The organism is Streptomyces sp. NBC_01260 (assembly GCF_036226405.1).
In the GTDB taxonomy this organism is placed as follows: Bacteria; Actinomycetota; Actinomycetes; order Streptomycetales; family Streptomycetaceae; genus Streptomyces; species Streptomyces laculatispora.
Genome location: NZ_CP108464.1, coordinates 3,141,563 through 3,156,053 on the forward strand (window position 1 = coordinate 3,141,563; position 14,491 = coordinate 3,156,053).

At 71.8% G+C, this 14,491-nt stretch carries 7 protein-coding genes and 1 pseudogene; 1 reads left to right on the forward strand and 7 read right to left on the reverse strand.

Annotated elements, in window-relative coordinates:
* Positions 1-216: 216 nt before the first annotated feature.
* The 5 genes from OG322_RS13510 to OG322_RS13530 form a co-directional block, all read right to left on the reverse strand.
* Positions 217-2,049 (reverse strand): GMC family oxidoreductase, encoded by a 1,833-nt coding sequence (locus OG322_RS13510; protein ID WP_329306462.1) that lies wholly within the window; start codon positions 2,047-2,049, stop codon positions 217-219.
* 49 nt (positions 2,050-2,098) lie between these two features.
* Positions 2,099-3,727 (reverse strand): succinic semialdehyde dehydrogenase, encoded by a 1,629-nt coding sequence (locus OG322_RS13515; protein WP_123461130.1) that lies wholly within the window; start codon positions 3,725-3,727, stop codon positions 2,099-2,101.
* A gap of 367 nt (positions 3,728-4,094) precedes the next feature.
* On the reverse strand, positions 4,095-5,750 hold the full coding sequence (locus OG322_RS13520) for a serine/threonine-protein kinase (protein ID WP_185095365.1): 1,656 nt from the start codon (positions 5,748-5,750) through the stop codon (positions 4,095-4,097).
* A gap of 130 nt (positions 5,751-5,880) precedes the next feature.
* Positions 5,881-8,826: a protein kinase gene (locus OG322_RS13525; RefSeq protein WP_329306463.1), complete on the reverse strand. Its 2,946-nt coding sequence runs from the start codon at positions 8,824-8,826 to the stop codon at positions 5,881-5,883.
* 181 nt (positions 8,827-9,007) lie between these two features.
* Positions 9,008-10,963, reverse strand: a complete 1,956-nt coding sequence (locus OG322_RS13530) for a serine/threonine-protein kinase (RefSeq protein WP_123461128.1) — start codon at positions 10,961-10,963, stop codon at positions 9,008-9,010.
* 119 nt (positions 10,964-11,082) lie between these two features.
* On the opposite strand from OG322_RS13530, the gene OG322_RS13535 reads away from it, so the two are divergent.
* Positions 11,083-12,186, forward strand: a complete 1,104-nt coding sequence (locus OG322_RS13535; protein ID WP_329306464.1) for a serine hydrolase domain-containing protein — start codon at positions 11,083-11,085, stop codon at positions 12,184-12,186.
* Here the strand turns inward: OG322_RS13535 and OG322_RS13540 are convergent.
* Positions 12,181-12,357, reverse strand: a pseudogene (locus tag OG322_RS13540) (NF041680 family putative transposase); the annotation flags it as partial. The gene OG322_RS13535 and the pseudogene OG322_RS13540 overlap by 6 nt on opposite strands.
* A 343-nt stretch (positions 12,358-12,700) precedes the next feature.
* Entirely contained in the window at positions 12,701-14,407 is a 1,707-nt protein-coding gene (locus tag OG322_RS13545) for a glycerol-3-phosphate dehydrogenase/oxidase (RefSeq protein WP_123461126.1), read from the reverse strand.
* Between the last annotated feature and the right edge of the window lie 84 nt (positions 14,408-14,491).

Sequence of the window (14,491 nt, forward strand, 5' to 3'; positions counted from 1 at the left end):
TCACATAAGGATTCTGTGAATTCCGGGACAACCATCGGGACACCTTGCAGGTCATGCATGCGGAACCACCGGTCACATCCGTAACTCGGCTTCACCGGTAGAGCATGAGGGGCTGCACTCGGAGGGGGGTGCAGCCCCTTGTGCTGTCCTCTTCTGCTCCTCTTCTGCTGTCCTCGGTCCTCTGCCCGTGCGCTCCCCGGCCGCGGCCGGAGCCGGTCAGGCCTGCCCGGCCTTCTTCGGCGGCACCGCGGGCATCCCCAGGAACGGCAGCCTCAGCGCGCCGAACGCCTCCTCCGGAACGGCCGGCGCCTGCGGCTCGACCGCCGCCAGCCGCTCGTACGCCTCGCCCGCCGCCGGGCGGGGGTCCTGCTCGCCCTTGTTCGGCCAGAAGGACATGGCCCGTTCGGCCTGCGCGGTGATCGTCAGCGACGGGTTGACGCCGAGGTTGGCGGAGACCGCCGAACCGTCGACCACCGAGATGCCCGGGTGCCCGTACAGCCGGTGGTACGCGTCGATCACCCCGTCCTGCGCGCTCGCGCCGATCGGGCAGCCGCCGAGGAAGTGCGCGGTGAGCGGGGTGCCCATCAGCTCGCCGATGTTGGAGCCCGCGAAACCGTTGATCTCGTCGGCGAGCAGCGTCGCGCTCCGGGTCGCCTCGGCGATCTGCGTCGGGTTGGGCGCGCCATGGCCCTGCCGGGCGGTGAGCAGGCCCTTCCCGATGCCGCCGGGCTTGCGGTACGCGGTCAGCGAGTTGTCCAGCGACTGCATGACGAGCCCGATGATGGTCCGCTCCGACCAGCGCCGGTTGGAGAGCGAGCGCACGGCGAGCGCCGGGTGCTTGGCCATGTTGCCGAGCCAGCCCAGCACCCGGTGGGTGCCGTAGGGGACCTGGAGGATGGTCATCCCCCCCATCGCGTTGGATCCCTTGCCGTAGCGGACCGGCTCGATGTGGGTGTTCTCGTCGGGGTGGATCGACGAGGTGATGGCGACGCCCCTGGTGAAGTCGGCCCTGGCGCCGTGCTTCTTGCGGTACCGCCGGTCGGAGGTCTGTGCTCCCACGAGCCCTTCGGAGTTGGTCCGGGTCAGCTCGCCGAGCCGGGACGAGATACGGGGCAGCAGCCCCCGGTCCTTCATCGTGTGCAGCAGCGTCTGGGTGCCGTACGTGCCCGCCGCCACGACCACCTTGCGGGCGCGCAGCCGCGTCGGCCTGCCCTTCCTGCGGCGGTCGGTCGGGACGGTGGTGACGTGGAAGCCGCCCTCCGGGTCCTCCGTGACCGCGACGACGGAGGTCATCGGGTGGATGACCGCTCCGGCCTTCTCGGCGAGGTGGAGGTAGTTCTCGTTGAGGGTGTTCTTCGCACCGTGCCGGCAGCCCGTCATGCATTCGCCGCACTCCGTGCAGGCCTTGCGGGCGGGGCCCGCACCGCCGAAGTACGGGTCGGCGACCGTGCCGCCGGGCTTGGCCCTCGCCGTGCCGTCGGCGTCCTTGCCGTCGCCGAAGAAGACGCCGACGGGGGCGAGATGGAAGGTGTCGCCGACACCCATGGCCTCGGCGGCCGCCTTGAGGTGGACGTCCGAGGGGGTCGTCGTCGGGTTGAGCCGGACCCCGAGCATCCGCGTGGCCTGGTCGTAGTACGGCTTCAGCTCGTCCTGCCAGTCCGTGATGTGCGCCCACTGCCGGTCCTCGAAGAACGGCGCCGGGGGCACGTACAGCGTGTTGGCGTAGTTCAGCGAGCCGCCACCCACCCCCGCACCGGCCAGCACCATCACCTTGCCGAGCAGGTGCACCCGCTGGATGCCGAAGAGGCCGAGGGCGGGAGCCCAGAGGTAGTTCTTCAGGTCCCAGGAGTTCTTGGGCAGGGTGCCTGGGCTGAACCGCCGGCCCGCCTCCAGGACACCGACCCGGTACCCCTTCTCGCTCAGCCGCAGAGCCGACACCGCACCGCCGAAGCCCGATCCGACGACCAGTACGTCGTAGTCGTACGCGGCGTCGTCGTCGCCCGCACCGGCCGGTCCGGCCTGATTGTGGGCAGGGCTGTCCTGGGACATGGCACTCCTCGGTACGAAAAGGACAGGGATGCTGCGGTGGCGCGGCGGGTCAGCGCAGGCGGAACGCCTTCATCGCCTTCAGGCTGCGGCTCATGAAGGCCGCGTACTTCTCGTCGTCCATCCCGAAGGACGGGGCGAGCGGGATCAGCCGCTGCTGGGCGACGGTCTGCGCCTCGGTGTACTTGAGGATGCCCTCGGAGCCGTGCCGGCGGCCGAGACCGGACTCCTTCATGCCGCCCATCGGGGACTGCACACTGCCGTACGCGGGGGCGTAGCCCTCGTTGATGTTGACCGTGCCGGTCCGCAGCCGGGCGGCGACCCGGTGGCCGCGCCTGCCGTCCTTGGTCCAGACACTTGAGTTGAGTCCGTACGGGGTGGCGTTGGCGAGGCCGATGACCTCGTCCTCGTCGCTGAAGCGGTAGATCGACACGACCGGTCCGAAGGTCTCCTCGGTGCAGACGGCCATCGGCGCCTCGACGCCGTCGAGGATGGTCGGCTCGTAGAAGAGCGGGCCGATGTCGGGACGCGCGACCCCGCCCGCGACGAGCGTGGCGCCCTTCTCGACGGCCTCCGCGACATGCCGGCTGACCGTCTCCAGCTGGCGCTCGCCCACCAGGGAGCCCATGTCGGCCCCGTAGGCCAGGGAGTTGCCGAGCCGCATGGCCTTCGTACGGGCGGCGAACCGCTCCACGAAGTCGTCGGCGACCGACTCGTGGACGTACAGCCGCTCGATGGAGATGCAGAGCTGACCGGCGGAGGAGAAGCAGGCCCGGACGGCGCCCGCGGCGGCCTTCTCCACGTCGGCGTCCTTCAGGACCAGCATGGCGTTCTTGCCGCCGAGCTCCAGCGAGACCCCGACGAGCCGGGCCGCGGCGCCCTGGGCGACCTCGCGGCCGGTGCGGGTGGAGCCGGTGAACGAGACGTAGTCGGCGTGCTTGACGACCTCGGGGCCGACCACGGGTCCGTCGCCGAGCACGATCTGGAACACCTCGGCCGGAAGCCCGGCCTCGATCAGCAGGTCACGGGCCCAGAGCGCGGTCAGCGCGGTCTCCGTGTCGGGCTTCATCACCACGGCGTTGCCGGAGACGAACGCGGGCAGGGCGTCGCCGACGGACAGCTCGAACGGGTAGTTCCACGGCGCGATCTGGCCGATGACGCCGCGCGGCTGGCGCAGCTCGGTGACCTTGGTGAGGGTCGGGACGACACCGGTGTGCCGCTTCGGCTTCAGATACGAACCGGCCTTGCGGCCGTAGTGCCGGGCGGCGACGGCGACCGCCTGCACCTCCTCATGGGCGTGCAGACGGGCCTTGCCGGTCTCCAGCTGGATGAGGTCGAGGACCTCGGACTGGCGGCTGAGCACGAGGTCGTGGAAGCGCAGCAGCACGGCGGCCCTGGCCCGCACGGGCGTCGCGGCCCAGACCGACTGGGCGGCACGGGCCCGCTCGAAGGCGGCCGCCACGTCCTCGGGGGTGGACTCGGGCAGGTCGGCCAGCTTCTCCCCGGTGAAGGGGGTGTGGTTGGCGGTACGCCCGGAGCCGACGACGCCGCGGGTCAGCTGGGCGATCACCTCGGGGGTCACGACATCGGCGGCCGTGCGCACGCCCGCGGGCGCGGCGGCCACCGGGTTGGTGCCGACACCGGCGGCGGAGGTGGGCGTGGAGGCCTGCGAGTCCGTCATGAGGGCGAGAGTACGTCCAGCCGGATGCTTTGGGTACCCGTGGGTAACGGCTTTTCACAGTCCCCACAACAGCGCTCCGCGAGCACCCGTTGATCGAGCCAGTGACTACTGGCTACGTAAGTGCTGATCAGGGGCTATCTCCACGGGTCGCGCTCAGGAGGCGTGAATCTTCAGCCCCTCGGCCACCGGCTGGCAAATCTTCTCCCCGTCCTTGAGCGCCTGGCCCGCCGCGGGCTCGCGGCCCGGGCCTCCCAGTACGCCGCTCCTCTCCTCCTGGATCTCTGTCCCCCGTCATCCGTACCTCCTGTCGGAGGACAAGTGCGGTGAACACCGGCCGGCTGAGCGATGACAGAGGCGGATTCCGGCGTCAGTCGGTGTCCCCCGGAGCGCGCCAGCCGCGCAGCATGGTGTCGAACTGGTCGCGGGTGGTGTCCCAGTCCGCCGCCGGACCCGTCATGTACAGCGCGTACTCCGGCCCGGCGTCGCCCCCGTAGTACATCTGGTCGATGGCGTGCCTCGACTCGCCGTTCTTCTCGGTCCAGGTGAACTCCCAGAGCGATCCGGGATGGTCACGGTAGAAGTTGGGTTCCAGGCCCAGACCCTGGTAGGCCGGCAGCCGCTCCCGCAGGCTCAACTCCATGTTCTTCATGTGCAGGTAAGAACTCTCGAAGTCGGGCTGCTGGTCGATGCTGATGCGCAGGTAGTGCTTGCCGTTGTCCGGGGTGTAGTCGATGTTCGTCTTGGTCTGTCGACGCTGCCAGCCGTTCGGCACCAGAAGGCTGAACCCCTCCCGGTCGTGGACCCGCTGCCAGCCGTCCGGTACGCCCTTCAGCGTCGGATCGGGCTTGGGGGAGGACTTCGGCGAGGACTTGTGGGGGGCCGGGTCCGGTGACCGGGCGCCAGGGGTTCCGGTGCCGCCGCTCGCGCTGCTGCTCCCCGGGTGGTCCCGGTACTTCATCGCGGCGATCCCCGCGCCGCCGCCGAGCAGCGCCGCCAGGGCGACGACCAGCATCGCCGTGCGCCACCGGCCGCGGCCGCGCCGGGTCACCGGCGCGGACCCGGGGGCCGGGGCGGCGGCGGGGTGGGGCAGCTGGGCCGTACCGCCCGACGTTCCGCCCGAGCCCATCGCGTGCAGCATCTCCTGCGGCACCTGCTGCGTCGGGACGTACGCCTGGGCCGCCCGGGGCCGGCGCCCCTCCATGGCCTCCAGCAGCATCCGTTCCGTCTCCTCGGCCGAGGGCCGGTCCGCCGGGTCCTTGCGGAGCAGCGCGGTGATGACGGGGGTGAGGGCACCGGCCCGGGTGGGCGCCGACGGTTCCTCGGCCACGACGGCCTGCATGGTGGATATCGGGGAGGTGCGGCGGAACGGTGATCTGCCCTCGACCGCGGTGTACAGCGTGGCACCGAGCGACCACAGGTCGGATGCGGGGCCCGGGTCGCCCCCGCGTACCCGCTCGGGTGCCAAGTAGTCTATGGAGCCGACCAGTTCACCGGTCCTGGTGATGGTCGAGTCGCCCTCTATCGCCGCTATCCCGAAGTCGGTGAGCAGCACCCGGCCGTCCCGGGCGAGCAGCACGTTGCCCGGCTTCACATCGCGGTGCAGCACCCCGGCGCTGTGTGCGGCGCGCAGCGCGCCCAGCACATGGAGGCCGATCCTGGCGGCCTCGCGCGGCTCCAGCTCGCCGGATTCCTTGGCAGCGTCGGCGAGTGACGGGCCGTCGACGTACTGCATGACGATCCACGGCCGGTTGTCGTGCTCGATGACGTCATGGACGGTGACCACGCCCGGGTGTGTGATGCGGGCGGCGGCGCGGGCCTCCTTCTGCGTGCGGGCGTGCAGCACCACCCGGTCCGCCTCGGCGACGTACAGCCCCGCTGTCAGCTCCTTGACGGCGACGGTGCGGTGCAGCACCTCGTCGTGCGCCTGCCAGACCTTGCCCATGCCGCCGCGCCCGAGGACTTCGCCGAGCCGGTATCGCCCGGCCAGCACCAGTCCCGCGTCCGTGCCCTGTGATCGATCCACGTGTACCTGCCCCGTTCCTTCGGATGACAGGTTACGGAGGGGAGGTGCGGCCACGGAACCTCGCACCGCCCATGAAATCGCACTGTGATGCTTGTCGCTCCGGCCCGTCGCTCTGGGGTCCCCGTGTATATCAGGGCGTCACACGGTAGGAGGCGATGGCTTGTTGGTAGATGTCCGACACCTTGTCACGCTGGTCCTCCGGACCGATGACCTGGAGGATGTGGTAGCGGCCCGCGACGATCATCGCCAGGTTGCGTACGTACACCTCCCGTCCGGAACCGTCCTGCCAGGTGAACTGGCCCTCCGCCATGGCCTGTCGGCCGACGTCGATCCGGCGCAGTCCGCTCGCCGAGGACCAGCTGGAGTCCCGGAAGGGCTTCAACTCGGGTTCCTTGTCGCGCTGGTAGTCGAGCGGGTCGGCCCCGTTCGCCTTGACGGTGTCGCGGCCGGGGACGATCAGCAGGGTGAAGCCGTCGCTGCCGTAGCGGATCTGGCGGTCCGTGTTGGCGGGGCTGCGCTGCCACCCCTTGGACACCCCGACCTCGAAGCCCTCGTCGTCCTTGCGCAGCACGTAGCCGGGCGCGAGTGCGACGGCGGAGCGGCTGGTCTGCGGCTTCTGCGCGCCGCTCGACCCGGACGGCGACGGCCCGCCGGAGCTGCCGGAGCCCGGACCGGGCGCTCCGGTCGCCGTACGGGACGGACTGGCGCCCGCACCGGACTGCGTACCGGACTTGGGCATGAACATCACGGCGTACACGATCGCCGCGACCAGCACCAGCAGTATCAGGACGAGCAGCAGCCGGCCGAGCCGTCGCGGCGCGCGCTGCCCGTCCTGCTGCGGGCGCGGCGGGGTGCGCAGCGCCTTGGGGCCCTTGGGCTCGCGTGGCGGCTTGACGGCTCTGGGCTCGCGCGGTTCGGCGAGTACCGGCTCCGCCTCCAGCCGTCCCTTGGTGTGGCGGTGACGGCCGTGCGCCGGGCCGTTGCGGCGGCCGCGGCGCTTGCGGACGAGCTCGCCCCGGCGGCGCACGACGGGCAGCCGGGTGTCGTCCACGGACGGCAGCGGCACGACGTCGAAACCGGCCTCGGGCTCGGGCGCCGCCCGTACGAGGGAGCGCAGCCAGCCGCGCAGCTCCTCGAAGTCCGGTCGCTCGGTGGGGTCCTGGCGCAGCAGCGACTCGACGACGGGCCGCAGCGCACCGCACTCCTCGGCGAAGGCGGGCGGCTCACCGCAGACCATCTGGACGAGCTCGGCGGCATTGTCCTCGGGGTACGGGGCGTGGCCCTGGACGGCGCGGTAGAGCAGCGCGCCCAGCGCCCAGAGGTCGGTGGAGGGGCCGATGGGCGGTGCCAGCTGCCAGTTCTCGTGGACCGGCCCGGCCTGCTCGGGCGCCCAGCGCTCGGTGACCGCGCCGACGACCGCGATCCGGGCCTGCCGCGCGCGCTCGGCGGCCAGCGTGGTGGCGGGGCCCCGGTAGGCCGAGGTGTCGCGGTTCCCGGCGACGATCTCGTCCCAGCGGCCCGGGGCGGTCTCCCGGTTCTCCGCGGGCGGCTGCGGGCGGGCGGGCGCCGGGGCGGCACCCTGGCGCCGGGAGTCGGCCCGCAGGGCGTCCTCGCTGGAGCCGCCGGCGGGGACCGGACGCCCGGCGCCCGGGCCGTCGTCCCAGGAACCGGTCAGATGCAGCCGCCGGGGCGGCGCCTGACCGCCACCGTCGCTGCCACCGTCCTCGTCGTCCTCGTCGTCGTACGGGTCGTCGTCGTTGTCGTAGGCGTATGCCTGGGGGGCCGGCAGGCCGGGCGCGGAGGACCGGCCGCCGGGCTGCTGCGGCCCGGCGGCACCTTCGCGCTGGACCGGCAGGATGCCGGTGTCCCGCGCCTCGTCCGTACCGGCCCGACGCTCCTCCTCGCTGATGCGCGCGGCGGCGCGGGCACCCGCGCGGTACGCGGCGATGGCGCCCGCGCGCGTGGCACGCGCCTGGGCGGCACTGCCGGGCTCGGGGGCGGGGACGGGCGGCGGCGGACGGCGTACGGATTCCAGCTCGCCGGCGCCGTACGGGCTCTCGGAGCCACCCGCGGACGACGCGGACTCGATCGCCGCGGGACCGCGGGAACCGGGCAACCGCGCGGGCGGCGACAGCGCGGGCGGCCGGAAGGGCGCGTGCGGGTCGGACGGCTCGTGCGGGTCGGACGGCTCGTGCGGGTCGGCAGGGCCGGTCTCGTACTCGGAGTCGTACTCGGACTCGTACTCGGCGTCGGCGTCGGCGTCGGAGTCGGAGTCGGAGTCGGAGTCGGAGTCGGAGTCGGAGTCGGCCATCGGCAGCGCGTACGGGTCATCGGACCCGGAGTCGTACGGGGAGTCGTACTCGGCCATCGGCAGCGCATACGGGTCATCGGGCCCCGCCCCGGCCGTCGGCGGCACGTACGGGCCGGTGGGGCCCGACTCCACCGCGGGGCGGCCGTACTCCCCGTCGTCCTCGGCGTCGTCCGGGCGCGGCACCGGCACGTACCCGCAGAGGGCCTCCTCCGCCGCCCCGGCCGCCAGGCCGGTCAGCACGACGCGTCCGTCGTCGCAGATGAGCACCGTGCGCACGGTGATGTTGCGATGGGTCCAGCCGTGGGCGTGCAGGACGCGCAGCGCCGTCAGGACGTCGGAGCCGATCTCCGCGGCCCGGTACGGATTGAGCGGGCGCTCCGCGAGCAGGGCCGCCAGCGGGCGGGCCGCGACCAGTTCACTCACTATCCAGAGCGATCCCGCCTCGGCGAACACGTCGAAGACCTGGTCGAGCCGCGGGTGGTCGGGCACCTGGGCCGCCGCCTGGGCGGCCTCGATGGCGCGCCGGACCGCCGGATCGGTGGACCGCCGCACCGTGCGTCCGCTCGTGCGCCGGGCCGGCGTGGGCTGGCCGTCGGCGTCGAGCACCTCCGCGTCCACGACCTCCGGCAACGGCACCTGCCGGACCAGGACTTCCTGTCCGCTGTATGTGTCAAACGCCCGGGTCTCGACCAGTTCGTACGCATCGGACGGGGGCAGCGGAAGGCGGTAGCGGTCGGCAAGCACCCGACCCGCATAGTCGTCCACGACGCCTCCCCAGAGCGCGCTGTCCCTCGGTCACGTAGACCGCACGAATCCCACCAATTGCGGTCACTTACCGTGCAATTGACTTGCGGTCCCGGCTGCGTACGGTCTTCGAGCTCTCACAATACGTGGCAACCGGCGGCCGCGCGGAAGGTCGCCGCAACCCGGTCCGCCGGCCGCACCCTCAGCCGAGCGGCTTGAACGTGTCGAACGCCGTCTCGCGCAGCGTCTTGCACGCCTCGCCGTCCCACTCGTCGACCTTGCAGCTGATCATGATCGAGTAGCCGCGCTTGGCGTCGACCTTGAAGCCCCGGTTCAGAATCCGGCTGCGCTGCCCGTGCTCGTTGCGCTCGAACTGCCAGTCGGCGACGGTCGGGTACCCGTTGTACTCGACCTTCTCTATACCCAGGTGCTGGTATCCGCTGCTGCTGCCGGCGACCGCGCCCTTCAGCCCGTTCCAGGCGGCGGCCGCGTCATCTCCGGGCGAGCTGTTGTAGTCGATCTGGACGCGCGGGAAGCCCTTGTCGATGTTGTAGATGCCGCCGGAGTTGCTGCCCGCGATCGAATTGCGCTCGAATCCCTTGGGCATCGCCATGGTGAAGTGGAACCGCTTGTCGGTGACCCACTTGTACCCGGCGGGCAGCGCGTCCTTGCCGTCCGCGTCGTCGTCGGAGCTGTCCGATCCCTTGCCGGAGTCGTCCTTGCCCTTGTCCTGGTCCTGGCCGTCGTTCCCGTCCTGGCCCTTGCCCGGGTCCTTGCCCTGCTCCTTGCCGCTGCCGCCCTGTTCCGTACCGGCGGTACCGGCGGAGCCGCCGCCCGTCGACGAACCGGCCGAGGCGGAGGTGTCGTCCTTGCCCTTGCCCGCGTTGTCTGCGCCCTTGTCCCCGCCCAGCGTGAGCGCGAGGACCGTGCCGAGCACGGCGAGCACGATGACGGCCGCGATGACCGCCAGGGTGCGGCGCGGCACCACGTCCGTGAGCGACGCCCGGGGCGGGGTACTCGGAGAGGTGGCCGGACGCGGCGACGGTACGGCCCCGGAGGCGGCGGCCGTCGCGGGAGCCTTGGCGGGCCGGGCCGGTGCGGACGGTGCCGCGGTGGCGGTGCCCGCCGCGGCGACGGGCGCCGCCTTGGCGTTCCGCGCGGAGCGCAGTGCACCCCGCAGCCGGTCGCGGGTGCCCTCGCCCGCTTCACCGGACTTGGACGCCGGCTTGGCGGGGGCGGGCACCTTGGGCAGCGCCATCACCTGGGTGGCGTCGGCCGGTGGCGGTACCGGGACGTCCGGCTGCTCGGGGGCGTCGATCACGTCGCTGAGCAGGGCGCGCGCGCCCGCGTCGTCGAGCCGCTGCTCGGGGTCCCGGGCGAGCAGACCGTAGATGACCTCTTCCAGCGGGCCCGCGTTCTTCGGCGGGTCGAGCGGTTCGGTCATCACCGCGGTCAGGGTCGCGATCGCGGAGCCCTTGTCGTACGGCGGGCAGCCCTCGACGCTCGCGTACAGCAGTCCGCCGAGCGACCACAGGTCGGCCGGCGGGCCGGGCTTGTGCCCGCGGGCCCGCTCCGGCGAGATGTACGAGGGTGCGCCGACGAGCATGCCCGTGGAGGTGACGGAGGGGTCGCCCTCGACCTGGGCGATCCCGAAGTCGGTCAGCACGACCCGGCCGTCCTCGGCGATCAGCACGTTGGACGGCTTCACGTCACGGTGCAGAATGCCCTCGCGGTGCGCCGAACGCAGCACGTCGAGGATGGCCAGGCCTACCTCGGCCGCCCGTCTCGGTGTCAGGACACCGTCCTCGCGCACCGCCTCGGCCAGCGACTTGCCCTCGATGAGTTCCATGACGATCCACGGCCGGTCGTCCTCGTCGACCACGTCGTAGACCGTGACCGCGCCGTTGTTGCGGATCCGGGCGATCGCCTTCGCCTCGCGCAGCGTACGCGTGATGAGACGGCGCTTCTCGTCGTCGTCGATGGCTGTCGGGAACCGCAGCTCCTTGACCGCGACCGTGCGGCCCAGCGTCTCGTCCACGGCGCGCCAGACCGTGCCCATACCGCCCCGGCCGAGCACCTCCCCGAGCCGGTACCGCCCCGCAAGGAGACGTCCGTCCTTGTCCCGTTGGGGCTCCCGTGCCTGCTCCGCCTCCGACATGCGTCCCCTCTGCGATCAACCCGCCCTGGCAGAGCGTTCATTGTCCCCTACCCCGGGACCGGTCCTGGTGCCGGGGCCCGGGTCCGCCATGATGTGGCCGGAGGAAGGGACTCCCTGCCATGCCGACTCTAAGGGCACCGCTCGTCACCCTGTTGGCGACAGCGCTGCTCTGTCCCGGAACAGCGAGCCTGCCCAGCGAACCACACCTCACGCCCGCAGCCTCCTACCTGCCACCGCTCCTGCTCCAGGGCGAAGCCCCCACTGCCGCACTCCTGATACGCGCCCCCTCCGCCGCCGGCTCCGGCATCTACCGGTCAACGGGTCCCGGCATCCGGTACGCGGACCGCTTCCGGGCGGGCAGCATCACCAAGACCTTCGTCGCCACCGTCGTGCTCCAACTCGCCCATGAGGGACGACTGCGGCTGTCGGACCCGGTCGAGCGCTTTCTGCCCGGACTGATCCGCGGCCACGGGAACGACGGCCGCCGCATCACCCTGCGCGCCCTGCTCAGCCACACCAGCGGACTCTACGACTACACAGACGACAGGTCCGCGCATCCGGTCTCCGCCACCGCCGCGATCCGTACGGCGACGAGCCACCGCCCCACGACCCGCCCCGGCGTGTTCGCCTACTCCAATACCGATTACGCCGTACTGGGCCTGGTCGTTCGGCGCGTCACCGGCCACGATTACGCCACCGAGATCCGGCGCCGCATCATCGTTCCCCTCCGCCTCACCGGCACCTCCCTGCCCGGGGCCCGCACCACCCTGCCCGCACCGCACGGCCGCGGCTACTCCCGCGATCCGGCGGGCGGCGGCCTGATCGACGCCACCGAACTCGACCCGCGCACCGCGGGCGCGGCCGGTGAGCTGATCTCCACGCTCTCCGATCTGAACCGCTTCTTCGCGGCCCTGCTGGGCGGACGGCTGCTCCCGCCCGCACAGCTGGCCGGGATGCTGAACACCGCTGCGGCGCAAGGGAACCACGGCCTGGGGATCTACCCGGAGCGACTCTCCTGCGGAGTCACCGTCTGGGGTCACAACGGCCGTATAGCGGGCAGTTACGTCCGTACCGCCGCAAGCCGCGACGGTGGCCACATCATGACGTACCGCATCGACACGGACATCCTGACCGGCACGGAGACGCTCGAACCCGCACTCCTGGAAGCGGAGTTCTGCCCGGGCCGGGCCGGCCGACGCGCCGGCCCGAACGACAGGCCCTGAACTCTCGGGCCCGGCAAAGCGGAACTTCGTGTCGCGCTTCGAGGGACGGCCACCCTGCGGCGTCGAGATCCACGGAGGCGGGACGGGATTGCGCATCACCCGATCCGACCGCAGCCGCCCGAGCACCTCCACCGGCGGACCACCGAGCAAATGGGCCATGCGCGGGGCGTCGAGTACAGCCGCTCCGCGCCGCATTCCGCAGGGCCGTCGCCGGCCCGGTGGCTACGGCGGTGACCATGACGGGCGCAGCGGAAACACCAGCTCGTATGCACCGTCGGTGGAGACACGAGTGTCTCGATTCGCTCTTCCCGCAGGAGACAGGCCCGCGCGACGCCGCGCGGGCCTGTCCTGTTTGTCTCGGCCTCAGCCTCCCCTGGTGGCATTACCGGCGAGCGTCCGTGTCGGTGTTCTCCCGGATCGAGGCCCCCTCAGCAGCACGTAGGCGACTTGACCGCCCGGCGCACGGCACTGAACCGTTGTTCTGCACTCCTGAGGTTCAGAATCAGGTACTCAGCTAAATGGGCACGATGTCCGGCGCCCCGAGCCGTGCCGCGTCCGCCGTCAGGTCGTCGGGCTGGCGCTGCGACTCCCGCTCCGCCTCCACCCGCTTCTCGTAGTGCGCGACCTCCCGCCCGATCTGGCTCTTGTCCCAGCCGAGCACCGGAGCCATCAGCTCCGCGCAGAGCTGCGCGGAACGCGTGCCCCGGTCGAAGGTCTCGATGGAGATCCGGGTCCGCCGGGTCAGCACGTCGTCGAGGTGGCGGGCCCCTTCGTGCGAGGCCGCGTAGACGATCTCGGCCTTCAGGTAGTCGTCGGCGGACGGCAGCGGTTCGCCCATCACCGGATCGGCGACGATCAGCTCCAGGATCTCCTCGGTCATGGCGCCGTACCGGTTCAGCAGATGCTCCACCCGGGCGACGTGCAGTCCGGTCCGGGCGGCGATCCTGGCCCGCGCGTTCCACAGGGCGCGGTAGCCCTCGGCGCCCAGCAGCGGAATGTCCTCGGTGACGCATTCGGCCACCCGCTGGTCGAGGCCGTGCACCGCCTCGTCCACGGCGTCCTTGGCCATCACCCGGTACGTGGTGTACTTCCCGCCCGCGACGACGACGAGGCCCGGCAGCGGATGCGCCACCGTGTGCTCGCGCGAGAGCTTGCTGGTCGCGTCCGACTCGCCGGCCAGCAGCGGCCGCAGCCCCGCATAGACTCCCTCGACGTCGTCCCTGGTCAGCGGCGTGGCCAGGACCGAATTGACGTGCTCCAGCAGATAGTCGATATCCGCGCTGGACGCCGCGGGATGCGCCTTGTCCAGGTCCCAGTCGGTGTCCGTCGTGCCGACGATCCAGTGCCGCCCCCACGGGATGACGAAGAGCACGGACTTCTCGGTGCGCAGGATCAGGCCGGTGGAGGAGTGGATGCGGTCCTTCGGGACGACCAGGTGGATGCCCTTGGACGCCCGGACGTGGAACTGGCCGCGCTCACCGATCAGCGCCTGGGTGTCATCCGTCCAGACGCCGGTGGCGTTGACCACCTGTTTGGCCCTGACCTCGTACTCACCGCCCGCCTCGACGTCCTCCACCCGGGCGCCGACGACCCGCTCGCCCTCCCGCAGGAAGCCGACCACCCGGGCCCGGTTCGCCACGTGCGCGCCGTAGCCGGCGGCGGTCCGTACCAGCGTCGCCACATAGCGGGCGTCGTCCATCTGGGCGTCGTAGTACTGCAGGGCCCCCACCAGGGCGTCCCGCTTCAGCGCGGGCGCGACGCGCAGGGCCTGGCTGCGGGAGAGGTGCCGGTGCACGGGCAGTCCGCGGCCGTGCCCGGACGACACCGACATCGCGTCGTACAGCGCGACGCCCGAGCCCGCGTACAGCCGCTCCCAGCCCTTGTGCTGCAACGGATAGAGGAACGGCACCGGCTTCACCAGATGCGGGGCCAGCCGCTCCAGCAGCAGCCCGCGCTCCTTCAGCGCCTCCCGGACGAGCGCGAAGTCGAGCATCTCCAGATAGCGCAGCCCGCCGTGGATCAGCTTGCTCGACCTGCTCGACGTGCCGGACGCCCAGTCGCGAGCCTCGACCAGACCGGTGGCGAGCCCTCTCGTGGCCGCGTCGAGCGCCGTTCCGGCGCCGACCACGCCCGCCCCCACGACCAGCACGTCCAGTTCACGCTCGGCCATCGCTGCGAGCGCCTCGCCGCGCTCCGCGGGTCCCAGTGTCGCTGTCCTCACTACTGCCTCCCGGTAGATCGGGGTGGTCCGGGCACGGGGGTGCGGTCCGACCGTGGGGTCGAATGCCCGTGCCCACCCCTCGAT

Coding starts and splice junctions, on each gene's coding strand:
- OG322_RS13510 (WP_329306462.1), bottom strand. CDS start 2,049: ATGTCCCAGGACAGCCCTGCCCACAATCAGGCCGGACCGGCCGGTGCG.
- OG322_RS13515 (WP_123461130.1), bottom strand. CDS start 3,727: ATGACGGACTCGCAGGCCTCCACGCCCACCTCCGCCGCCGGTGTCGGC.
- OG322_RS13530 (WP_123461128.1), bottom strand. CDS start 10,963: ATGTCGGAGGCGGAGCAGGCACGGGAGCCCCAACGGGACAAGGACGGA.
- OG322_RS13535 (WP_329306464.1), top strand. CDS start 11,083: ATGCCGACTCTAAGGGCACCGCTCGTCACCCTGTTGGCGACAGCGCTG.